The sequence below is a fragment of the Aggregatibacter sp. HK296 genome (assembly GCF_980469475.1).
The window spans coordinates 475,811-497,139 of sequence record NZ_OZ413142.1; the positions used below are offsets into that span (position 1 = coordinate 475,811).

The 21,329-nt window shown below is 42.3% G+C and carries 21 protein-coding genes and 4 tRNA genes; 14 read left to right on the top strand and 11 right to left on the bottom strand.

All coding sequences use genetic code 11. From position 1 onward, the window contains the following. Window positions 1-25: 25 nt before the first annotated feature. From trxA to AC30SH_RS02375, 3 genes are all read right to left on the bottom strand, one after another. Window positions 26-349: a thioredoxin gene (trxA, locus tag AC30SH_RS02365; protein WP_489582068.1), complete on the bottom strand. Its 324-nt coding sequence runs from the start codon at window positions 347-349 to the stop codon at window positions 26-28. Between the two features lie 96 nt (window positions 350-445). Further along, window positions 446-1,441, bottom strand: a complete 996-nt coding sequence (locus AC30SH_RS02370; RefSeq protein WP_489582069.1) for a 2-hydroxyacid dehydrogenase — start codon at window positions 1,439-1,441, stop codon at window positions 446-448. 23 nt (window positions 1,442-1,464) lie between these two features. Continuing rightward, on the bottom strand, window positions 1,465-2,574 hold the full coding sequence (locus tag AC30SH_RS02375) for a methionine biosynthesis PLP-dependent protein (protein ID WP_489582070.1): 1,110 nt from the start codon (window positions 2,572-2,574) through the stop codon (window positions 1,465-1,467). Window positions 2,575-2,814: 240 nt separating this feature from the next. Between AC30SH_RS02375 and AC30SH_RS02380 the strand changes: the two genes are divergently transcribed. From AC30SH_RS02380 to AC30SH_RS02390, 3 genes are all read left to right on the top strand, one after another. Then, a tRNA-Gly gene (locus tag AC30SH_RS02380) sits at window positions 2,815-2,890 on the top strand. Window positions 2,891-2,897: 7 nt separating this feature from the next. Beyond that, window positions 2,898-2,971, top strand: a tRNA-Cys gene (locus AC30SH_RS02385). Window positions 2,972-3,002: 31 nt separating this feature from the next. Continuing rightward, a tRNA-Leu gene (locus AC30SH_RS02390) sits at window positions 3,003-3,089 on the top strand. Window positions 3,090-3,251: 162 nt separating this feature from the next. On the opposite strand, the gene lysC is transcribed toward AC30SH_RS02390, so the two are convergent. The 3 genes from lysC to AC30SH_RS02405 all read right to left on the bottom strand — a co-directional run bounded on the left by lysC (window position 3,252) and on the right by AC30SH_RS02405 (window position 6,666). Then, window positions 3,252-4,604: a lysine-sensitive aspartokinase 3 gene (lysC, locus tag AC30SH_RS02395; RefSeq protein ID WP_489582071.1), complete on the bottom strand. Its 1,353-nt coding sequence runs from the start codon at window positions 4,602-4,604 to the stop codon at window positions 3,252-3,254. A 119-nt stretch (window positions 4,605-4,723) separates the two neighbouring features. Further along, window positions 4,724-5,986 (bottom strand): glutamate-5-semialdehyde dehydrogenase, encoded by a 1,263-nt coding sequence (gene proA, locus AC30SH_RS02400; protein ID WP_489582072.1) that lies wholly within the window; start codon window positions 5,984-5,986, stop codon window positions 4,724-4,726. Window positions 5,987-5,994: 8 nt separating this feature from the next. Continuing rightward, window positions 5,995-6,666 (bottom strand): trimeric intracellular cation channel family protein, encoded by a 672-nt coding sequence (locus tag AC30SH_RS02405; protein ID WP_111305298.1) that lies wholly within the window; start codon window positions 6,664-6,666, stop codon window positions 5,995-5,997. 211 nt (window positions 6,667-6,877) lie between these two features. Here AC30SH_RS02405 and AC30SH_RS02410 point away from each other — a divergent pair, with 211 nt between their 5' ends. Continuing rightward, on the top strand, window positions 6,878-7,684 hold the full coding sequence (locus tag AC30SH_RS02410) for a hypothetical protein (RefSeq protein ID WP_489582073.1): 807 nt from the start codon (window positions 6,878-6,880) through the stop codon (window positions 7,682-7,684). A 98-nt stretch (window positions 7,685-7,782) separates the two neighbouring features. On the opposite strand, the gene fbp is transcribed toward AC30SH_RS02410, so the two are convergent. Next, complete coding sequence (gene fbp / locus AC30SH_RS02415) at window positions 7,783-8,787, bottom strand: class 1 fructose-bisphosphatase (RefSeq protein ID WP_006719080.1); 1,005 nt, start codon at window positions 8,785-8,787, stop codon at window positions 7,783-7,785. 154 nt (window positions 8,788-8,941) lie between these two features. On the opposite strand from fbp, the gene mpl reads away from it, so the two are divergent. Beyond that, window positions 8,942-10,315 carry a UDP-N-acetylmuramate:L-alanyl-gamma-D-glutamyl-meso-diaminopimelate ligase gene (gene mpl / locus AC30SH_RS02420; RefSeq protein ID WP_489582074.1) on the top strand — a complete coding sequence of 458 codons (1,374 nt, stop codon included), beginning with the start codon at window positions 8,942-8,944 and terminating at the stop codon, window positions 10,313-10,315. A 50-nt stretch (window positions 10,316-10,365) separates the two neighbouring features. On the opposite strand, the gene AC30SH_RS02425 is transcribed toward mpl, so the two are convergent. Beyond that, window positions 10,366-10,442, bottom strand: a tRNA-Met gene (locus tag AC30SH_RS02425). A 259-nt stretch (window positions 10,443-10,701) separates the two neighbouring features. Between AC30SH_RS02425 and mltA the strand changes: the two genes are divergently transcribed. From mltA to AC30SH_RS02445, 4 genes are all read left to right on the top strand, one after another. Then, on the top strand, window positions 10,702-11,808 hold the full coding sequence (gene mltA / locus AC30SH_RS02430) for a murein transglycosylase A (protein ID WP_489582075.1): 1,107 nt from the start codon (window positions 10,702-10,704) through the stop codon (window positions 11,806-11,808). Then, a complete protein-coding gene (gene tcdA / locus AC30SH_RS02435; RefSeq protein ID WP_489582076.1) occupies window positions 11,808-12,578 on the top strand; it encodes a tRNA cyclic N6-threonylcarbamoyladenosine(37) synthase TcdA in 771 nt (256 codons plus the stop codon). The genes mltA and tcdA overlap by 1 nt, the downstream gene beginning before the upstream one ends. Window positions 12,579-12,678: 100 nt before the next feature. After that, on the top strand, window positions 12,679-13,707 hold the full coding sequence (gene znuA, locus AC30SH_RS02440) for a zinc ABC transporter substrate-binding protein ZnuA (protein ID WP_212509870.1): 1,029 nt from the start codon (window positions 12,679-12,681) through the stop codon (window positions 13,705-13,707). Window positions 13,708-13,837: 130 nt separating this feature from the next. After that, window positions 13,838-14,650, top strand: coding sequence for a 5'-nucleotidase, lipoprotein e(P4) family (locus AC30SH_RS02445; RefSeq protein WP_212509869.1), 813 nt, complete (start codon window positions 13,838-13,840; stop codon window positions 14,648-14,650). A 133-nt stretch (window positions 14,651-14,783) separates the two neighbouring features. On the opposite strand, the gene AC30SH_RS02450 is transcribed toward AC30SH_RS02445, so the two are convergent. Both AC30SH_RS02450 and AC30SH_RS02455 read right to left on the bottom strand, forming a co-directional pair. Continuing rightward, window positions 14,784-15,182: a DoxX family protein gene (locus tag AC30SH_RS02450; RefSeq protein WP_212509868.1), complete on the bottom strand. Its 399-nt coding sequence runs from the start codon at window positions 15,180-15,182 to the stop codon at window positions 14,784-14,786. Between the two features lie 105 nt (window positions 15,183-15,287). Further along, the gene (locus tag AC30SH_RS02455) at window positions 15,288-17,054 is read right to left on the bottom strand and encodes a protein-disulfide reductase DsbD (RefSeq protein ID WP_212509867.1); all 1,767 of its coding nucleotides are present in this window, start codon (window positions 17,052-17,054) and stop codon (window positions 15,288-15,290) included. A 153-nt stretch (window positions 17,055-17,207) separates the two neighbouring features. Here AC30SH_RS02455 and AC30SH_RS02460 point away from each other — a divergent pair, with 153 nt between their 5' ends. The 5 genes from AC30SH_RS02460 (at window position 17,208) to smpB (ending at window position 20,073) form a co-directional block, all read left to right on the top strand. Then, window positions 17,208-17,768 (top strand): LOG family protein, encoded by a 561-nt coding sequence (locus AC30SH_RS02460; protein WP_212509866.1) that lies wholly within the window; start codon window positions 17,208-17,210, stop codon window positions 17,766-17,768. A gap of 218 nt (window positions 17,769-17,986) precedes the next feature. Further along, the gene (locus AC30SH_RS02465; protein ID WP_032997949.1) at window positions 17,987-18,253 is read left to right on the top strand and encodes a type B 50S ribosomal protein L31; all 267 of its coding nucleotides are present in this window, start codon (window positions 17,987-17,989) and stop codon (window positions 18,251-18,253) included. Window positions 18,254-18,262: 9 nt separating this feature from the next. Beyond that, window positions 18,263-18,403 (top strand): type B 50S ribosomal protein L36, encoded by a 141-nt coding sequence (gene ykgO / locus AC30SH_RS02470; RefSeq protein ID WP_006719061.1) that lies wholly within the window; start codon window positions 18,263-18,265, stop codon window positions 18,401-18,403. Window positions 18,404-18,646: 243 nt separating this feature from the next. After that, the gene (gene arcA, locus AC30SH_RS02475; protein WP_032997947.1) at window positions 18,647-19,351 is read left to right on the top strand and encodes a two-component system response regulator ArcA; all 705 of its coding nucleotides are present in this window, start codon (window positions 18,647-18,649) and stop codon (window positions 19,349-19,351) included. 239 nt (window positions 19,352-19,590) lie between these two features. Then, window positions 19,591-20,073: an SsrA-binding protein SmpB gene (smpB, locus tag AC30SH_RS02480; protein WP_212509865.1), complete on the top strand. Its 483-nt coding sequence runs from the start codon at window positions 19,591-19,593 to the stop codon at window positions 20,071-20,073. A gap of 75 nt (window positions 20,074-20,148) precedes the next feature. Here the strand turns inward: smpB and cgtA are convergent, their stop codons facing one another. Continuing rightward, window positions 20,149-21,321, bottom strand: coding sequence for an Obg family GTPase CgtA (gene cgtA, locus AC30SH_RS02485; RefSeq protein WP_212509864.1), 1,173 nt, complete (start codon window positions 21,319-21,321; stop codon window positions 20,149-20,151). Window positions 21,322-21,329: the final 8 nt, after the last annotated feature.

Genomic DNA, 21,329 nt, shown 5'->3' on the forward strand with positions numbered 1-21,329 from the left:
AGCTTGGCGTTTTTTTATGTTTCAATTAAATATTTTGGTTGATAAATGCAGCCAATTGATTTTTTGGTAATGCACCCACTTGAGTGGCAACTGGTTTACCGTCTTTAAATAAAAGTAATGTTGGGATACTGCGCACACCGAATTGCATTGGGGTCGTTTGGTTGTCATCAATATTGATTTTCACAATTTTCACTTTACCATCAAATTCGGCTGCTAAATCGTCAAGGATTGGGGCAATCATTTTGCAAGGACCACACCATGGTGCCCAGAAATCTAATAATACCGGCACGTCTGAATTTAATACGTCTGCAACGAAAGTCGCATCGCTGGAATGTAATACTTCACTCATATTCTTTCCTTAATTTGTTAATGTCTTGTTATTTAAAACTTGCGCATAATAACATAGCGCATAGCGAATAACATGTATTAGTTTAATCGCTAAAAGCTAAGAAGGCAAAACTACATTGTCGCAAGGCTTGCCTTTACCGATGTTGTAAATATTCGATAAGGTAACGTCAGCAATGCTGGTGAGTGCTTCTTCCGTTAAAAACGCTTGGTGTCCGGTTAACAATACGTTGTGACAGGAGGATAAACGACGGAAAACATCATCTTGAATCACTTCGTTTGATTTATCCTCAAAGAATAAATCCCGTTCATTTTCATAGACATCCATGCCCAATGCACCGATTTTACGTTGTTTTAACGCATCAATAGCTGCTTGCGTATCAATGAGCGTGCCACGACTGGTGTTGATGATCATGACACCGTCTTTCATTTTGGCAAAGGCGTCACGATTGAGCAGATGGTAGTTTTCCGGTGTCGCCGGGCAATGTAATGTGATCACGTGGGAACGATGATACAGCTCATCTAAGGTGACATATTCCACGCCTAACTCCTCTGCTAGGGGATTTTTAAACGGATCGTAGGCTAAAATTTGCATGCCAAAACCTTTGAGAATGCGAATCACGGCAAGGCCGATTTTCCCTGTGCCGACTACGCCGACGGTTCGGCCATGCATGTTAAAACCAATCAAACCTTCCAGAGAAAAGTTGGCTTCACGAGTGCGCTGGTAAGCACGATGGATGCGGCGATTTAATGTCATCATCAAGCCGACAGTATGTTCTGCCACGGCTTCTGGAGAATAGGCTGGTACGCGAACGACCGTTAAGCCAAGTTCTTGAGCTGCTTTTAAGTCCACGTTGTTAAATCCGGCGCAACGTAAAGCAATAATTTTTACCCCAAGTGCGGCGAGTTTTTCCAACACTTTTCGGCTGCCGTCATCATTCACGAAAATACATACGGCTTCACAGTGTTCCGCCATTTTTGCCGTGCGTTCACTGAGCATGAAATCATAAAATTCTAATTCCAAACCATACTTAGCATTAATTAACTCTAAATATTTTCGGTCGTAACTTTTCGTACTATATACTGCAACTTTCATTTTGCCCTCCCAATACGTTGAGTTTATTTTAATTGAGCGAATGCCTGCGCTAAATCTGCTTTAATATCTTCTATATTTTCTAAACCAACGGAAAAACGTAACAGATCATTCGTGATCCCACGTGCAATGCGTTCGGCTTCCGGAATATCCATGTGTGTTTGAGTTGCCGGATAGGTGATGAAACTTTCTGTGCCTCCAAGGCTTTCGGCAAAGGTGATGAGTTTAATTGCTTTCAAGAACGTATTTACCCAAGCTTCATTTTGTAAACGGAAAGACAACATGCCGCCTTTATTTGGGTACAACACATCTTTTACTTGTGGCTGTTGACGTAAAAAGTCGGCAACGGCGGTCGCATTTTCTTGATGACGTTGCATACGAAGAGCCAAGGTTTTCATGCCACGAATGGTTAACCAAGAGTCAAACGGTGATAACACAGGGCCGGCGCCGTTCTGAATATAAAACAGTCGATCGCAAAGTTCTTTTCCTTTGGCTACGATTAAACCGACTAAAACATCATTATGTCCTGCAAGGTATTTTGTGCCGCTGTGAACCACAATATCCGCACCATGTTCCATCGGGCGGAACAGCATCGGTGTTAAAAATGTATTATCAACGATCAGTAATAAATTATGCTTTTTCGCTACCTTTGCAATGGCATCCACATCGCATTCTTCCATTAATGGATTGGAGGGTGTTTCAATAAAAATCGCTTTTGTATTCGGGGTAATTGCGGCTTCAATATCTTGCACAGAAGCTGTGTTCACATAAACCGGTTTAACACCGTGGGTGTTTTTATAGTAAAAATCCAATAAGCGATAAGTACCGCCATAGACGTCACTGGAAACAATCCATTCATCCGGTGCGGTAAATAACGACATCAATAATTGAATAGCCGCCATGCCGGAAGAGCAGGCAAATCCACGTTCACCTTTTTCTAACTGAGCAATGGTTTCTTCGAGTACGGCACGCGTTGGATTTTTGGTTCGGGTATAGTCAAATCCCGTGCTTTCACCAATACCGTGATGGCCGTAGGCGGTAGAAAGAAAAATCGGGGTGGAAACAGCGCCTGTACGTTCGTCAGTGCGATTTCCTGCTTGGGCTAATAAGGTATCAATTGCATATTTTTGCGTCATAAATCTCTCCGAGAAAATAAAAAAATTTTGCACCGCACTTTAAGAAAAAGCGGATTTCATTTTGGCATAAAGTTCTTTTTGATAAAAGGAGATTTTCTAACACCTTGATTGCAAAAATTAAAATGAAATGCCGTTAAATTTTAATATTTTGCAGTTTTTTTCAACAAACTCACTGATTTCTGAAATTGTTTGTTGACAGTTTTAGAGAAGTCAGTAAAATGCAGCGCACTAACAGCAGATGCGGGAATAGCTCAGTTGGTAGAGCACGACCTTGCCAAGGTCGGGGTCGCGAGTTCGAGCCTCGTTTCCCGCTCCAAACTAACGGCGTGTTAGCAAAGCGGTTATGCACTGGATTGCAAATCCATGTAGCTCGGTTCGACTCCGGGACACGCCTCCATAACCATCCAACGCAGTTAGTAAATCACTCAGCCCGAGTGGTGGAATCGGTAGACACAAGGGATTTAAAATCCCTCGCCTTTCGAGGCGTGCCAGTTCAAGTCTGGCCTCGGGCACCATTTTATGGTAGAGAAAATAACAGTAAGAAACAGTCGCGAGAGCGGCTTTTTTTGTGCCTGAAATTTGTTACCGTTCTAATTGTTGTAAAAAAATTCCTAAAAAAAGACCGCACTTTAAGTTTTTATTGATACTTAAAAGTGCGGTCCTTTTTTCAAATGTTTTTATTCAAATAATGCCTTATGTAGCAAACGAACAATGTCATCGGCTTTATCGCTGTCTGCCAACAAGCAAATATTGTTGGTGCTGGCGCCGTAGCTGATCATGCGGATGTTGTACGCATCCAATGTTTCAAAAATACGTTTAGCAACACCGGAAGCCGTATGGAGTTCGTTACCGATTAAGGCGACTAAAGATAAGCCGGTATCCACTTTCACTGTGCAGAATTGGCTTAATTCGTCTATTAACTCCTGGGAGAGTAAGCCGGTGCCGGAAGAGGCTGAACCCATTTTATCCAAGGTTAAGGCAACGCTCACTTCTGATGTTGTGATGGTGTCTACGGAGATTTTATGTTTGGCTAAAATCGTGAAAATATTGGCTAAGAAACCTTGTGCATACAGCATATTTAAGCTGGAGAGTGTGAGCAAGGTTTGGTCACGACGTAAGGCGATTGCACGGAACGTCGGGCGAGGTTGAGGATTGCGGGTCACCCAAGTGCCGCCTTCTTGTGGCGCTTTGCTGGAACCGACATAGACTGGGATATTGCTACGCACGGCAGGGAGTAAGGTTGCCGGGTGCAATACTTTCGCACCGAAGGTTGCCATTTCCGCAGCTTCGGAAAAACTCATGGTATCAATGCGTTGTGCGTTTGACACGATGCGAGGATCGGTGGTGTAAATACCGGCAACATCGGTCCAAATTAACACATCTTGCGCATTGAGCACTTCAGCGAGTAGGGCGGCAGAATAGTCGCTACCGCCACGCCCTAATGTGGTGGTTTTACCTTGCTCATCACGACCGATAAAACCTTGGGTAATGACTAATTCTCCACGCTCGATTAAGGGCTTCAATAGGTTATCGCAGTTTTGGCGCGTTTGTTCATCGTTTGGTGCGGCCTTGCCGAAATGGCTGTTGGTGGCAACAATAGTACGCACATCCAACCAAGTGGCTTCAATTTGTAATTCGCGCAACACTTCCACAAAAATCAAGGAAGACATCATTTCACCGTGGCTGATTAATTCATCGGTTAATGCCAAGGAGGTGGCTAAATTAGCAGCTTCCGCTAATGAGGTGATGTTCGCCAGTAAGGCTTCAATTTTCGGACGCACACGACTGTCGTCTTTTAATTCTGTCAAAATGTTTTCTTGAATTTGACGCACTTCATTCAGCAATTTATTGCGTTCCGGTTCTTCGCAACCGTTTGCTAAGGCGACCAATAAGTTGGTGACGCCTGCGGAAGCAGACAGGACAACAACGCGAGTATTGGGATCAGCAATCACGATATTGGCGCAAGATTGCATGGCGGGGTAGTTGGCGACACTGGTGCCACCGAATTTAGCGACTGAAAGATGAGACATAAAAAAACTCCGATAAATAAGTATGATTTGTGTGTTTACTCTACAAATACTGATTTACCGGAGTTTTGTCAAACAATTAATTTTGATTTTTAAATAATATCTAAAAAATTCCTATATTTTTAAGAACGGATCGAATAATCGCCTACGCACACCCATTTATAGGTGGTGAGCGCCTCTAATCCCATTGGGCCGCGTGCGTGTAATTTTTGTGTGCTTACCGCCACTTCTGCGCCTAAACCAAATTGTCCGCCGTCAGTAAAGCGGGTACTTGCGTTGACATAAACCGCTGCCGAATCCATTTGTGCGATAAATTGCTGGGCCTGCTTTTGCGAAGAGGTCAAAATACTGTCGGAGTGTTGACTGCCATATTGACGAATATGGGCGACGGCTTGTGTTAAATCTTCGACGATAACTACATTTAAATCCAATGACAGCCATTCTTGTTTCAGTTCGGCTTCCACTAATGGCACCACATTGGCACCGGCTTTTTGCAACAAGAAAAGTGCGGTCGGATCTGCGTGTAATTTTACGTCTTTCTCTTTCAACGTTTCTGCCAGTTTAGGTAAAAAGTCATTTGCAATGCTGCGTTGTACCAACAGCGTTTCCAAGGTGTTACAGGTGCTTGGACGTTGTGTTTTTGCATTGAAAATTACCGGCAGTGCTTTTTCCAAATCGGCGGTTTCCTCAATGAACATATGGCAAACGCCGATACCGCCGACAATCACCGGAATGGTTGAATGTTCTTTTGCCAATTGATGCAATGCTGCACCGCCACGAGGGATGACCATGTCGACATATTGGTCTAATTTCAGTAATTCCATGACCAGAGCGCGATCGGGATCAGTAATGGCTTGAACTGCCGCTTTAGGTAAGCCGGCACGCGCTAAGGCGGTTTGCACCACGTCCACCAAGATTTTATTAGAATGTTGTGTTTCTTTGCCGCCGCGTAGAATAACGGCGTTGCCGGTTTTTAAACAAAGACTTGCTACATCAATCGTCACATTCGGACGCGCTTCGTAGATCGTACCGATAACCCCTAAAGGCACGCGAATACGTTCAATCTTGATCCCGCTATCCAACACACCACCGTCAATAAGTTGCCCAACGGGATCCGCCAAAGAAATCACATGGCGCACGTCATTAGCGATGCCCTGTAAACGCTCAGGCGTTAACAATAAACGATCAATAATGGCGTCGGATAAACCGTTTTGTTTAGCGGCTTCAATGTCCTGTGCATTGGCGGCTAAGATACGAGCTTGTTCTTGTTCTAATTGCTCGGCGATAAACGCTAAGGCTTGATTTTTTTCGTGTTGGGAAAGTTGGGAAAGCACAAAGGCTGCCTCTTTCGCCTGTTTTCCCATTTCAATTAAATTGACGGACATCTTTTCTCCTATTTCATTTTTTGCGGTAATTTGTCGTCTTTATGATGCGTTGAAATATCTTGTTCTTGATAATCAAAAATCGGCAGGCCCCATTCAAAGTAAATTGCCAGTAAGCGGGTAATAAAGCCGACAATCAAGGTAATGATAATGACGATGTTTTGATCTACCTGTAGATGTTGTAGACCGATGTAAATAGCTGTCGCCAATAATGCCACGCTGGCGTATAGCTCTTTCTGGAACACGAGTGGAATACGATTACACAATAAATCACGCAACACCCCGCCGAATGCGCCGGTAATAATGGCGGCAATTACGGCGATTGTCGTGCCGTGCCCCATATCTAACGCGATTTGGGCACCAATAATGGAAAATACGATAAGCCCAACGGCATCCAGCACCAAGAAAATGGTGTGAAAATAACGCATGAAATGGCGAATAAAAGGCGCGATAAATACCGTTAACACCGCAGCCGAGGCCACGATAATAAAATATTCGGGATGTTTTACCCACCCAAGCGGATAATGCCCTAAGAGCACATCGCGCACAGAGCCCCCTCCGATAGCGGTCATGCTGGCAATAATAACGACGCCGAAGATATCCATTTTCTCTCGACCTGCGGCAAGGGCGCCGGTAATGGCTTCGGCGGTGATACCAATGATGTAAAGAATGCTGAGCAGCATAAGGTTCCTTAAAGTGCGGTGAATTTTTGCGTTATTTTAGAGAGAGAAAGGGCAAAATACCATGTTTTAGATCATAACTTTATTTTGCCTTGTGAGAATTGAAAAAACGTTGTGTTTTTCAACCGCACTTTTGTCCTCGCTTTTGACCGTTTTGGGGAATTCTTGCATAATGCACGGCAATTTTTGTCTTTGTTTATCACAAGGAAATCGTATGTCTGAAGAACAACCTAAATTTTTAACCGCACTTTTGTCTTTCTTCCCCATTTTTTTGTTACTCGTTATTGATTTTTTTGCTTTCGGGTTGCAGCAACAGCCTAACGTGATGTCGCATTTGGCGCTTGGTGTATTAACAGCACAGCTGATTTGTCTGATCGCCTTTATTAAAGGTGAGATTTGTAATGGACAACGTTCCCGTTTAGGGCTGGCAAACCTTTATTTTGGGCTTTTTTGGTTGGTTTGGCTTTTGCTTAGTGTGGGAATGAATGAGCATAATGTGCCCATGGATTTAGTTTGCCTTTGTGGCTTGGCAATGGCCATCATCACATGGAAGCAACCATTTGAGGATAAATTACGTCATCTCTTATTAAAAATCGCCGGTTTCATCGGTATGTTGGGTGTCATTGGCTATGGCTTGATGCTGGTTGATGAAGCAAACTTCATTCAATTTAATCCTGTAGCACAAATCCTGTTAGGAATTATTTTGGCGAATTTAGCCTTAGTGATTTCCCGCAACCGCTTAAAAGGATTTATCGCGTTGTTAATGTTGGCGGCAATTGCGTTCCTCGCACTGAATGCGCTTTTTGTATTAGCAAATTTATTCATTCTTTCCCAACAAAGTGCGGTGGTTTTTAGCAACGAATTTGCTTTACTGCTTTATCTCTTATTGCATTTAGTGATGGCTGCCATGTTGGCAATCCATGTTTTCAAAAAATGGGCGTTGTCTTATAACAGTCTTCTTATTCTCTTACTCATGACAGCTAGTTTGCCGTTGTGGGCGAGTTTTGCGTATTTGGTGTAATGCGTTATTTAGGTAAGAAAAAACCTCCTCAATTCTGAGGAGGTTTTTTTATGAAAGTTTATCTAAATGCGTTATTTTTTCTGACCGCACTTAATGGACTACTCTTTAAAATCACGCATTAATTGTTCGGCTTTTTTCACCATTTCTCTAGAACCGATGAAAAGCGGAACGCGTTGGTGTAATGCAGTCGGTTGAATATCCAAAATACGGTTATAACCGTCACTTGCCACGCCGCCGGCTTGTTCTGCCAAGAATGCCATTGGGTTGCCTTCATAGAGTAAACGCAATTTGCCGTTCGGGTAGTTTGTTGCGCTTGGATAAATATAGATACCGCCTTTAAGCATGTTGCGGTGGAAGTCGGACACCAAAGAACCGATATAACGAGAAGTATAAGGACGTTGGGTTTCTTTATCTTCTTCTTGGCAATATTTTAGGTATTTTTTCACGCCCACCGGAAATTTGAGGTATTGCCCTTCGTTAATGGAATAAATTTTACCGGTTTTTGGAATTTGAATGTTTTCATGAGATAGGCAGAACACACCGAGTGACGGGTCGTAAGTAAAGCCGTTTACGCCATTCCCTGTGGTATAAACCAACATGGTGGAGGAACCATACACGATATAACCTGCAGCCACTTGGCGATTGCCCGGTTGCATGAAGTCTTCTAAGGTGACTGGCGTGCCTACCGGTGAAATGCGGCGATAAATGGAGAAGATGGTACCGACGGCAACGTTCACATCAATGTTGGAGGAGCCGTCCAGAGGGTCGGTTAAAATGACGTATTTTGCGTTGCGACCACGCTCTGTATCAAAGGCAATAAAATTTTCCTCTTCTTCGGAAGCAAAACCGGCGACTTCTTCGCGGCTCATAAGGGCTTGTTTCATCGTGTTGTGAGCGAACAAGTCTAATTTCATTTGCGCTTCGCCTTGCACATTTTCTACACCGGAGTTACCGATAATATTGTTAGTTAAGCCGGCTTTGTTGATATCCCGGTGAATCACTTTTGCCACTAAGCGAATGGAGGACAAAATGCCACTTAATTCCCCTTTAGCATTTGGGTATTCCGCTTGTTTTTCTACAATAAATTCGCCTAACGTTTTCATACTTTTTCCTTATTTGATGAATAAATTTACTCAAATCGTAACTTGCCTTATTATAACACCCTCGTTTTCAGATGATTAAAAAGATTCCTATTTCTGTGATTCACAACACATTTTTCGCCTTTACATCAGAAATTGGAATGAATAAGGACTCCAAATGACAACCAAACATGTTCATATTTTAGGTATTTGCGGCACGTTTATGGGCGGTATTGCCATGATCGCCAAACAAATGGGCTATCACGTCACCGGCTCTGACACCAACGTTTATCCGCCGATGAGCACGTTCCTTGTGGAAAACAATATTGAAATCATACCGCACTTTGACCCAAGCCAACTGCAACCGGCACCGGATATGGTGATTGTGGGCAATGCCATGAAACGCGGTAATCCTTGTATTGAATATATGTTGGCAAACAACCTGCCTTATACCTCAGGGCCACAGTGGTTGCATGATCATTTATTACGTGATCGCTGGGTTCTGGCGGTATCAGGAACCCATGGAAAAACCACCACTACCGGGATGCTGACGTGGATCTTGGAACAAAACGGTTTGCAACCGGGCTTTTTAATCGGTGGCATTGCAGGTAATTTCGGGATTTCTGCCCGTTTAGGTAATAGCCCGTATTTCGTCATTGAAGCGGATGAATATGACACGGCATTTTTTGATAAACGTTCTAAATTTGTCCATTACAACCCGCGCACGTTGATTATTAATAATATAGGCTTTGATCACGCAGATATTTTTGACGATTTGAAAGCCATTCAACGCCAGTTCCACCATATGATTCGCACCATTCCAAACAATGGGCGAATTCTGTCTTTTGCAAACGAAGAAAGCGTACAACAAACTTTATCAATGGGCTGTTGGTCTGAATGCCAATATGTCGGTCGCGATCAGGAATGGTATGCGGAACGCATTAAACACGATTGCACGGAATTTGCCGTGTTCCATAACGGTGAAAAAGTGGCGGAAGTGCATTGGAATATTGTAGGCGAGCACAATATGCGGAACGGTTTAATGGCGATTGCGGCGGCGCATCATGCGGGCGTGAGTATTGAAAATGCCTGTGCGGCACTTGGGACATTTATTAACGCAAAACGCCGTTTGGAAGTGAAGGGCAATGTTCAGGGCGTGACGGTTTACGATGATTTCGCCCATCATCCAACAGAAATACAAGCTACATTGACTGCACTTCGCGATAAAGTGGGGCAAAATGAACGTATTTTGGCGGTATTGGAACCGCGTTCTAACACCATGAAAATGGGCGTACATAAAGAGGATATCGCGCCGGCATTAGAGAAAGCGGACGCCGTATTTTTATTTCAACCAGACACCATTCCATGGAAAGTGGCGGAAATTGCAGCGCATTTAACGCAGCCGGCGTATGACAGCGATAATTTGGATGACTTTGTTCATCTCATTGTTGCTGAAGCCAAACCGACGGATCATATTTTGGTGATGTCGAACGGCAGCTTTGGTGGCATTCATCAGAAACTGCTAGATGCATTACAAAAGAAATCGGTTTAGGTGATAAGAAAAAAGGCATTCGTAAAAACGAATGCCTTTCTTTTTGTATCTGGTTGCGGGGGCCGGATTTGAACCGACGACCTTCGGGTTATGAGCCCGACGAGCTACCAAGCTGCTCCACCCCGCGTTAGAGGGCGCTAAATATACCTGTTTAAAAATGAATTGCAAGTTTAAACATAAAAATAATGTGTGTTTGTTATAAAAATAGCCGATATGTTGTTTTTTTAAACATGAAATCTCTTTTCGTCGGGCTAAATGTGAAAAAATATGTCGAAAATCTACCGCACTTTATTGTTATCGCTCACCCGAGGCGCATATTCATTCAGCATAAATTGGTGTAAAATTCGCCCCTCATTTATTTTGTTTATTTTCATTTAGGATTTTGTATGCGCCTTAATCAAACTGTTTGGTCTAAATTGTTAACATTATCCGCCATTGTACTTTTGGCTTCTTGTTCCTCCAATGGCGGCAAAACGTCGCGTAATTCGGGAGCATCCGATGTTGATCCACAAAAATTCGGGGCTGTTTATCAGGGCAGAAGCTATCAACAAGCGATTTTGGCGCCCGTAAATCAAGTGGAGAACAAAAGTGCGGTCATCAACCAAGGTGATTTTTTAGCGCAGTTATCCAATATTCATAGTTATTCCGGCAAATTAAGTAGTAACTTTGCACCAATTTACGACAAGGTTACCGCCTGGGTGCTCGCTGGGGCAAACGTCAACGAATTGAATAATTTTGGGATTCATTCGCAAGTGATGAAAGGCTTTGACGGCTATCAAAACGTGTTAATGACGGGCTATTATTCCCCGGTGATTCATGCTCGCCGCACACAGCAAGGCAAATATAATCAACCGATTTATGCGCTTCCGACACAAAAACGTTTTTCTCGTGCTGAAATTTATGCCGGTGCATTGAAGGGCAAAGGATTAGAACTGGCGTATAGTGATTCCATGATCGATAACTTCCTGCTTGGCGTACAAGGCAGTGGTTACGTCGATTTTGGTGAAGGCAATTTGAATTATTTTGCGTATGCCGGTCAAAATGGTTATCCGTATGCCGCCGTGGGTCGTTTATTGGTGGAAGACGGTGAGATTCCGAAAGAAAAAATGTCTATTCAGGCGATTCGTGATTGGGCGAATGCAAATCCGTCACGGGTTCAAAGTTTGCTTGAACGTAACCCGTCTTATGTCTTCTTTAAAAATGATCCGCACGGCAAAGTGAAGGGCGCGGCAGGTGTGCCGTTAGTGCCAATGGCTTCAGTGGCCTCTGACCGTGGTGTGATTCCGTTAGGCAGCGTATTGCTCGTCGAAGTGCCGCAAATTGACAATAGCGGCAACTGGACGGGAGAACATAAACTGCATTTGATGGTGGCATTAGATGTGGGCGGTGCGGTGAACGGACACCATTTCGATTTATATCGTGGGATCGGTGATCAGGCTGGTCATATTGCCGGTCTGTCAAAACATTATGGTCGCGTTTGGGTGTTGCGCTAATGGCACGCGTGGATAATTACGAACAACGTTTCGGCGGTATCGGTCGTTTATATGGCGCCGAGGCTTTATCCCGTTTACGCCAAGCACATATTTGTGTTATTGGTATCGGTGGCGTGGGCTCTTGGGCGGTGGAAGCGCTTGCTCGCTCAGGCGTGGGAAAAATCACGATGATTGATATGGATGATATTTGTGTGACGAATATTAACCGCCAAATTCATGCCTTGACAGGCAATATCGGTCAGCTCAAAACAGAGGTTATGCAACAACGGGTGAAATTGATTAACCCCGAATGCGATGTCAATGTCATTGATGATTTTATTTCTGCTGAGAATTTATCCCAATATCTTCATGCAGGCTACGATTATGTCATTGATGCTATTGATAATGTCAAAACAAAAGCGGCGTTAATTGCCTACTGTAAACGCCATAAAATCAAAATTATCACCGTGGGTGGTGCAGGTGGGCAAACGGATCCAAGCCAAATTCAAATTGCCGATTTAAGCCGCACCATTCAAGATCCACTGCTGGCAAAAGTGCGGTCGGTTTTACGCAAGGATTATCATTTCACGCAAAATCCAAAACGTAAATTTTCCATCGAGGCAGTCTTTTCTACTCAACCACTGATTTTTCCTCAAATGGGGGAAAACTGCTCTGCGTCAGCCTCCATGAATTGCGCCAATGGTTTTGGTGCAGCAACGATGATTACGGCGACGTTTGGATTTTTTGCAGTTTCCCGTGTCATTGACAAGTTATTACAGAAAAAAGGTTGACTTATTTTTTTTAATAAAAAAAGATGGTCATCTAAACAAAAAAAGAGTAACCTAGCTGCGTTTTGTTCAACTTACCTATCTCATCATAAAAGGAAATACAATGACTCAATTAGTACAAGGTTGGAAAAAAACGGCGATTGCCGCAGCGATTCTTTCTTTCTCTGCCGTGGCTTCCGCTACGATTGTCACTTCCATTAAACCGCTTGGGTTTATTGCTAGCGCGATTGCAAATGAGGTAACAGATGTGGATGTATTAGTGCCGACAGGCGCTTCTCCACACGATTACAATTTGAAACCCTCCGATGCACAAAAATTAAAATCTGCTGAAATGGTCGTTTGGATTGGCGAAGACGTAGATCTATTTTTGGATAAATCTATTGATGATCTGGATTATAAAAAAGTCTTAACCATCAAAGACATCGCAGCGATTGAACCTTTCCTCATGAAAGGCGAACATCACCATCATCACGGTGAAGGCGATGCCCATGAACACAGTCATGAAGGTCATCATCATGCGCACGAAGGGCATGACCACAAACATGCACACGGCGATCACGATCATAAACACGACCATGCACATGAAGGACATGAACATCATCATGACGATGACGCGTCAATTAACTGGCACGTATGGTATTCACCGGATATCAGTAAAGTTGTGGCACAACGTATTGCTTCGAAACTGGTAAAACAATATCCGGAGAAAAAAGCGCTGATTGAAAAAAACGTCGCGGAATTCGACCGCACTTTAGCTGAAACCAGTGTAAAAATTAAAGCGCAATTAGAAAGCGTAAAAGACAAAGGCTTCTATGTCTTCCACGATGCTTATGGCTATTTCAACCAGGCCTATGGTTTAAATCAAACCGGTTATTTCACCATTAATCCGTTGGTGGCGCCGGGCGCAAAAACCTTAGCAAAAATCAAAGAAGAAATTGCCGAACACAAAGTAAGCTGCTTATTTGCTGAGCCGCAGTTCACGCCAAAAGTGATTGAAAGTTTAAGCAAAGCGACACAAGTAAAAGTCGGACGCCTTGACCCGATGGGCGATAGCGTCAAAGCGGAAGGCAACCCTTATGCCGCTTTCTTGCAGTTTACCGCAGACAGCTATAGCCAATGTTTAGCGAAATAAATGTATCAATAAAAGGCATGTGTTAAACATGCCTTTTTTTGTTTTTATGGCTATTGAATAAAATAGTCCCCTGATTCAAAATAGGGGCGCTATTGTTTTTAGCGATTTATCAAACCCAAAGGAGAATTTCATGAAAAAAACATTAAAAATGACCGCACTTGCCGTGGTTTCTGCGTTTGTATTAGCCGGTTGTACTCATAATGCGACACAAGGTGATGCTCAATTACAACAACAAGCGGTGTTAGGCATTAACTGGATGCAAGAATCCGGTGAATACGATGCGTTGGCGTATCAAGCTTTTAATACGGCGAAAGTTGCATTTGATCACGCTAAAGTGAAAAAAGGCAAGAAAAAAGCGGTTGTAGTGGATTTGGATGAAACCATGATTGATAACAGCCCATATGCAGGTTGGCAAATTCAAAACAACAAACCATTTGATGGCAAAGATTGGACTCGCTGGGTTGATGCGAGAGAATCAGGCGCGATTGCCGGTGCGGTAGAATTTAATAATTACGTCAATTCACACAAAGGCAAAATGTTCTATGTGTCTAATCGTAAAGACAAAAATGAAAAAGCCGGCACCATTGATGACATGAAACGTTTAGGTTTTACGGGTGTTGATGAATCTTCTCTTTACCTCAAAAAAGATAAATCTGCCAAATCCGCTCGTTTTGCTGAAATCGAAAGCCAAGGCTATGACATCGTGCTTTATGTCGGTGATAACTTAGATGATTTCGGTGATGCAACACACGGTAAATTAAATGCAGATCGTCGTGATTTTGTGGCGAAAAACCAAGCAAAATTCGGCAAAACTTACATTGTGTTACCTAACCCGAACTATGGTGGCTGGGAAGGCGGTTTAGCCAAAGATTATTTCAAAGGTGATTCCCAAAGCAAAGTGAAAGCGCGTTTAGATGCTATTAAAGCATGGAGCGGTAAATAATTTCCTTGCGAAAAACGCCGATAAAAATCACCGCACTTGAAGTAAACCTCAAGTGCGGTTTTTTTATTGTTTCATTTGATATAGAAAAAAGGATGAGGTGTGTCCTCATCCTTTTTATCTTCCATCGGAGAGATTATTTTTTACTGATTTTGTTATCTAATGCGAATGCACCTGCACCGGCAAATACAAAGTATAAGAAGATAAAGCAGTATAAAAATGCGGTTTCACCGCCATTGGCTAATGGAAATAAGAAACCTTTAGGCGCATGGAACATGAAGTAAGCGACCGCCATTTGACCACTTAGTAAGAAAGCGGAGACGCGAGTAAATAAACCTAAAATTAAGAGAATACCCAATACAAGCTCAATGATGCCGCCTACGCCCATTAATGAAGCCAATTCCACAGCGCCATTGCCGCCAGTCATGGAAACAGGGAATTCCCAGAATTTTGCAGTTGCGTGCAACACAAAAGCATAGCCTGAAACGATACGTAATAAACCTAAAAAGTAGTTGCTGTATTTGTTTAAAAACATTTTTCCTTTCCTTAAATAGAAGTAATCAAAATTGAGGTTGTATATGCTAACAATCAATTTTGAAGAAAAAAACAACATAAAAGGAAAAGGATTTTTTCTTAACTGTTAATAATCGCTGTTTTTGGCCGCTTGGAGTGTTTGCAAAAATGTCTCACTTTCCATAAAACCGGTAATGCGCTGGGCTGCGATTTCTTTGCCTTCAGCATTAAAGAAAATCAGTGTCGGCAAGCCGGTTACCGATAACTGTTTCATTAAAGTGCGGTTATTTTCGCTGTTATTCGTCATATCGATTCTTAACAATAAAACGTCTTTTAACGCAGCCTGCACCTTTGAATCGGCAAAGGTTTTATGATCAAACTCTTTACAGGCGATACACCAATCTGCATAGAGATCCAGCATTGCCATGGCTTTGGGATTTTGTGCTAATGCTTGTTGAAGTTCGTCGTAGCTGTGTACTTGTTGAAATTCAAGTGAATTTTGAACCGCACTTTGGGTTTCTGCCGGTTGTGCATGATTCTGCCATAGCCATGTTTGTAACGGCTGAGCGAGTGCCATGGCTGCTATGAGGGATACAATGCGGAAGAATAATCCGATGCCGGTGGAACGCATTTGCATAGTAAGCCAGACAAAGAAACTGACACCAAGTAATGCCCACAAACGCGGTTCCCAAACGGCAGGAAGAATACGGGAAAGTAAAAACACCGGTAACGCTAGCATGACAAAACCAAATGCGGTTTTCACGTTTTCCATCCAAGCACCGGATTTCGGTAGGATTTTGTTACCGAATACGGTAATCAGAATGAGCGGTAACCCCATGCCAAGGGCTAATAAATACAAGGTTAATGCACCAATCACAAAATCCCCAGATTGAGCCACATACAGCAATGCTCCGGATAGTGGAGCGGAGGTGCAAGGGGATGCCACTAAACCGGCGATTGCGCCCATGGCGAATACACCGAAAAAGGCACCGCTCTTTTGTTGTTGACTCAGCTGAGTCAGCTTGGTTTGTAACGAGGAGGGCAGTTGTAAAGTAAAGACACCGAACATTGAAAGGGCCAGCAAGGTGAAAACAAGTGACAATCCAATTAAAACATAGGGGCTTTGTAACGCCACTTGGAACGGTAAACCGATGAGTACAACCAATAAACCCAATAAAGTATAAGTTAATGCCATGCCTTGCACATACACGAAACTTAACGCCACGGCTCGCCATGTATTACTCTGTTCTGTTCGACTACCGATTACAATGGCCGATAACAAAGGAAGCATTGGGAGTACGCAAGGCGTAAAGGCTAAACCGATACCAAGCACAAAAAACCACAACATGGCATACTTGCTCTGAAATAGGCTGTCAGCAAGTTGATTTTGTTGTGATGATAAAACATCTGAATTTCCTGCCGCACTTTGCTGTCTTTTGGCTTCCATTGGGGCTGTCATCGCATTTTGTGGGATGTCGCTGAGCGTAAATTGCTTGGTTTCCGGCGGATAGCAAAAGCCTTGGGTACAACCTTGGTAGGTAACGTCTAAAAGATCTTGCACGCCTTTATTTGGCAACGGTAACTTAAGGGCAAGCTGGTGTTTGAAAATATTTACTGTGCCGAAATAAGGATCTTGATACTGTTCCGCTGTAGTTAAAAATTGCGGTTGAACGTCAATTGGCTGACCGTTAAGTGAAAATTCCAGTTTGTCTTGGTAAAGATAGTAATTGTCGATAATTTGCCAATTCAACAAAATATTTTCATGCTGCTGTTCTGCATGTAGCTGAAATGCTTGATCCACCGGTAAAAATTTCGGTTTATTATTGAAGAGATCCGCAGCTTGTAGGCTCAATGTTGTGAGTAAACAGAACGCGAGAAGAAGATATTTTTTCATAAGATACAGTGATGATTTTCCATAAAATGGGGCACATTCTAGCACTACAGAAAACAAATTGCTGTAAAATATCATCCTTTATGGTCGCGTTTTTTGTGAAATAAATTCGCAGTGAGCCGACTTTATTAGAAGTCATATTATTGAGGGAATAAAATGAATATCACCGTTTATTGTGGTGCGGCATTGGGAAATGTACCGGCATATCAGCAGGCAACAATTGAGTTAGGTAAATGGCTTGCACAACATCATCATCGATTGATTTATGGTGGTGGCAAAGCAGGACTCATGGGATTGTTAGCAGATACCGTATTATCTCATGGTGGGGAAGTGATAGGCGTGATTCCCGCATTTTTACGAGAAAGGGAAGTTGCGCACAGTGGCTGTACAGAAATTATCGTGGTCAATTCTATGGCGGAACGGAAAGCAAAGATGTTGGCATTTGCTGATGCTTGTATTGCGTTGCCTGGTGGACCGGGAACACTAGAAGAAATCTGTGAAGTGTATTCTTGGTCGCGTATTGGACAAAATCCGCATCCTTGTATTTTATTTAACCAAAATGGTTTTTATGAACCGCTCAGAAACATGTATCAAAGCATGGTAAATGAGGGATTCTTGAGTCAAACACATTTTGACAAATTGTTATTCAGTACAGATCTTCTTGAAATAGAACAGTTTATTAAGTCCTATCAAGCACCTGAAATAAGAACTTATTAGGTTTTTATTAAAGTGCGGTCGAAAATAACATTGTTTTTTATAAAAATTAATTAGGCATCTTGGGTGTTTTTTTAAGTTATTTTTGCTTATGTAAAGCTTGATTCAACACTTTTTTCTACCCTCTTATTTTTTTAATTAAAATAAGTTTGCTTGGGTGGCGTTTTTTGTGTAACATGGTGCGCATTGTTATTTTTCATCAAGAAATAAGGTTGTATAAAATGAAAAAAGGGATTCATCCGGAAAATTATCGTACCGTTCTTTTTTATGATTCTAATGCTAAGCAAGGCTTTTTAATTCGCTCTTGTGCCAGAACCACAAACACCATGAAGTGGGAAGATGGCAAAGAATATCCGGTGTTTATGTGTGATACATCCTCGGCATCACATCCATTTTATACCGGTAAAGTTAGACAAGTTGCTAATGAAGGTCGTGCCAGCGATTTTGCTAATCGTTATGGCAAGTTCGGCATTTTCAAATCGAAATAAGGAATGTTTATGCAAGTTTTATCTTCATTAAAAACAGCAAAAACTCGCCATCCTGGTTGCAAAGTTGTGCGTCGTCATGGCGTCGTATATGTGATCTGTAAAGAAAACCCGCGTTTTAAAGCGCGTCAGGGTGGTAAGAAAAAACGTTGATTTCTCTCGTACTTTAGCTTTGTGTGTAACTTTAGCTAGTCCTTCAATAACGTTGTTTATTGAAGGATTTTTTATTTGTCGAATCCTGTTGATTTTGTGATATAGATCATAAAATCAAAGGCGAATAAATTCTCATTTAATTGTTTTTGTTGTTACAATAATGTTGCAATTATAAAATTCAGGTTATGTGTTGTCGAATAACTGAATACCGATGTAATAACTAAGAAAATGAAGGATTTGCTAATGCAAACACCACAAATTTTAATTGTTGAAGATGAAACGATTACCAGAAATACATTAAAAAGCATTTTTGAAGCCGAAGGATATGATGTTTTTGAAGCGGCTGACGGTTCCCAAATGCACCGAATTCTAGAAACAGAAGACATTAATTTGGTCATTATGGATATTAATTTGCCGGGGAAAAATGGTTTAATGCTTGCCCGCGAATTGCGTGAGAATGCAGACATCGCATTGATGTTTTTAACCGGTCGGGATAATGAAGTGGATAAAATTCTCGGCTTGGAAATTGGGGCTGATGATTACATTACTAAACCGTTTAATCCACGTGAATTAACGATTCGTGCACGTAATTTATTACAGCGTACAATGCAGGAAAATCAGCGTGCTCATCAAATTGAACAATATAAATTTAATGGTTGGACATTAGATTTAAATAGCCGTACTTTGGTTACGCCGGAAGGCGAAGAGCGTAAGCTACCGCGCAGTGAATTTCGTGCTATGTTGCATTTCTGCGAAAATCCGGGAAAAATTCAAACCCGTGAAGAATTGTTGAAAAAAATGACGGGGCGTGAGCTTAAGCCACAAGATCGTACTGTGGACGTCACGATTCGCCGTATTCGAAAACATTTTGAAGATCATCCGGATACACCGGAAATCATCACGACTATTCACGGAGAAGGTTATCGTTTCTGTGGTGAGTTAGAATAAAGAGAATCAGCGCATTAGGCGCTGATTTTTTTATCTCGAAAGAAAAAGTGCGGTGAGTTTTTCTGTCGTTTTACGTAAAAGGAAGTGATTAGATACATTTCATTTCCGAATGGTATCAAAATATCGACAAGTCGCCCTTATTGCTAAAGAGGAGCAAGTTATCCTTATTGTGCGCTTTTGCTATCTTTGCCTGGATTCGGTAGAATGTGCGCCAATTTGTATTTAATTTCCAATAATATATGACCAAGAAAAAAGTAAAACCCGGTTCTAATACGATTGCGCTAAATAAGCGTGCGAGACACGATTATTTTATTGAAGATGAAATTGAGGCAGGTCTTGAATTACAAGGCTGGGAAGTGAAATCTATGCGCGCCGGCAAAGCAAATTTAAGTGATAGCTATGTTATTTTCAAAAACGGTGAAGCTTTTTTATTTGGCGCGAGCATTCAACCTTTAAGTGTTGCATCAACCCATGTGGTGTGTGACCCAACCCGAACCCGTAAATTATTGCTGAAACAATGTGAATTGGATTCTTTGTTCGGCAAAGCAAACCGTGATGGATTTACGCTAATTGCCCTTTCTTTATATTGGAAAGGTGCATGGGCAAAAGTCAAAATTGGTTTAGCGAAGGGTAAGAAACAACAGGATAAGCGAGAAGATATTAAAGAACGTGAGTGGAAAGTAGCAAAAGAACGAATCATGAAAAATGCGCGAAAAGGCTAGTTTTCTCTGCGGTAATTCATAAAAAAGTGCGGTCAAAAAACACGTAGATTTTTGACCGCACTTTTTTATATCTGATTAAGGCTTGTAGATGATTTCTACGCCTTCCTCATCTTCTTCTGACCAGTCATCCCAGTCATCATCTTCATCATCAAAATCAGCATTTTCTAATTGCTCTTGATGGTAATCTTCCCACTTGAATTTCACTTCTTCATTTTCTACCAGCGTTTCTTCCGTTTCACGTGGATGCGCTTCTAGGAAATCCATGATGTCGCGACACAGTTGAGGAACATTTTTGCCAGCCGCAGCAGAGATCAAATAATAATCTTCTTCCCAGCCTAAGCGTTTAGCAATTTCTTCTGCACGTTCATGAGCTTCTTCGTCGCTCATCGTATCGATTTTGTTGAACACCAACCAACGTGGTTTATCCGCTAAGGATTCACTGTATTGGAATAGCTCAGATTCGATAATTGCTACGTTATCTGCAGGATCAGAATCGTCAATCGGGTTGATATCCACTAAGTGAATTAATACGCGACAACGTTCTAAGTGTTTCAAGAAACGAATACCTAATCCGGCACCTTCTGATGCCCCCTCAATTAACCCGGGAATATCCGCGATAACGAAACTGCGATTGTCATCTACTTTCACCACGCCAAGGCTTGGCACTAAGGTGGTAAACGGATAGTCAGCGACTTTCGGTTTAGCTGCAGAAACCGCACGGATAAAAGTAGATTTGCCGGCATTCGGCAGACCAAGCATCCCGACATCGGCGAGCAACATTAATTCTAATAATAAATCGCGTTTTTCTCCCGGTGTCCCCATGGTTTTTTGACGTGGCGCACGGTTAATGGAGGATTTGAAACGAGTATTACCTAATCCATGATAACCACCTTTGGCAACTAATAATCTCATGCCATTTTGGGTTAAATCACCGATAATTTCTTGAGTGTCGTTATCAATAGCGCGCGTTCCTACCGGTACACGTAAAGTAATATCTTTGCCTCGATGTCCGGTACAGTTTGCACTGCGTCCGTTTTCACCGCGTTCGGCGGCAAAGCGTTTTTCAAAACGGTAATCGATAAGCGTGTTGAGGTTTTCGTCAGCGATTAAATAAACGTCACCACCGTCACCACCATCACCCCCATCCGGACCGCCTTTGGGAATATATTTTTCACGACGGAAACTGGCACAACCGTTGCCCCCGTCACCGGCTTCGACACGAATCAAAGCTTCATCAATAAATTTCATTCAATTTC

Coding starts and splice junctions, on each gene's coding strand:
- mpl (WP_489582074.1), top strand. CDS start 8,942: ATGACAACCAAACATGTTCATATTTTAGGTATTTGCGGCACGTTTATG.
- AC30SH_RS02460 (WP_212509866.1), top strand. CDS start 17,208: ATGAATATCACCGTTTATTGTGGTGCGGCATTGGGAAATGTACCGGCA.
- AC30SH_RS02370 (WP_489582069.1), bottom strand. CDS start 1,441: ATGAAAGTTGCAGTATATAGTACGAAAAGTTACGACCGAAAATATTTA.
- fbp (WP_006719080.1), bottom strand. CDS start 8,787: ATGAAAACGTTAGGCGAATTTATTGTAGAAAAACAAGCGGAATACCCA.
- AC30SH_RS02375 (WP_489582070.1), bottom strand. CDS start 2,574: ATGACGCAAAAATATGCAATTGATACCTTATTAGCCCAAGCAGGAAAT.
- smpB (WP_212509865.1), top strand. CDS start 19,591: ATGACCAAGAAAAAAGTAAAACCCGGTTCTAATACGATTGCGCTAAAT.
- AC30SH_RS02455 (WP_212509867.1), bottom strand. CDS start 17,054: ATGAAAAAATATCTTCTTCTCGCGTTCTGTTTACTCACAACATTGAGC.
- ykgO (WP_006719061.1), top strand. CDS start 18,263: ATGCAAGTTTTATCTTCATTAAAAACAGCAAAAACTCGCCATCCTGGT.
- znuA (WP_212509870.1), top strand. CDS start 12,679: ATGACTCAATTAGTACAAGGTTGGAAAAAAACGGCGATTGCCGCAGCG.
- AC30SH_RS02405 (WP_111305298.1), bottom strand. CDS start 6,666: ATGCTGCTCAGCATTCTTTACATCATTGGTATCACCGCCGAAGCCATT.
- trxA (WP_489582068.1), bottom strand. CDS start 349: ATGAGTGAAGTATTACATTCCAGCGATGCGACTTTCGTTGCAGACGTA.
- tcdA (WP_489582076.1), top strand. CDS start 11,808: ATGGCACGCGTGGATAATTACGAACAACGTTTCGGCGGTATCGGTCGT.
- lysC (WP_489582071.1), bottom strand. CDS start 4,604: ATGTCTCATCTTTCAGTCGCTAAATTCGGTGGCACCAGTGTCGCCAAC.
- AC30SH_RS02410 (WP_489582073.1), top strand. CDS start 6,878: ATGTCTGAAGAACAACCTAAATTTTTAACCGCACTTTTGTCTTTCTTC.
- mltA (WP_489582075.1), top strand. CDS start 10,702: ATGCGCCTTAATCAAACTGTTTGGTCTAAATTGTTAACATTATCCGCC.
- arcA (WP_032997947.1), top strand. CDS start 18,647: ATGCAAACACCACAAATTTTAATTGTTGAAGATGAAACGATTACCAGA.
- AC30SH_RS02465 (WP_032997949.1), top strand. CDS start 17,987: ATGAAAAAAGGGATTCATCCGGAAAATTATCGTACCGTTCTTTTTTAT.
- cgtA (WP_212509864.1), bottom strand. CDS start 21,321: ATGAAATTTATTGATGAAGCTTTGATTCGTGTCGAAGCCGGTGACGGG.
- proA (WP_489582072.1), bottom strand. CDS start 5,986: ATGTCCGTCAATTTAATTGAAATGGGAAAACAGGCGAAAGAGGCAGCC.
- AC30SH_RS02445 (WP_212509869.1), top strand. CDS start 13,838: ATGAAAAAAACATTAAAAATGACCGCACTTGCCGTGGTTTCTGCGTTT.
- AC30SH_RS02450 (WP_212509868.1), bottom strand. CDS start 15,182: ATGTTTTTAAACAAATACAGCAACTACTTTTTAGGTTTATTACGTATC.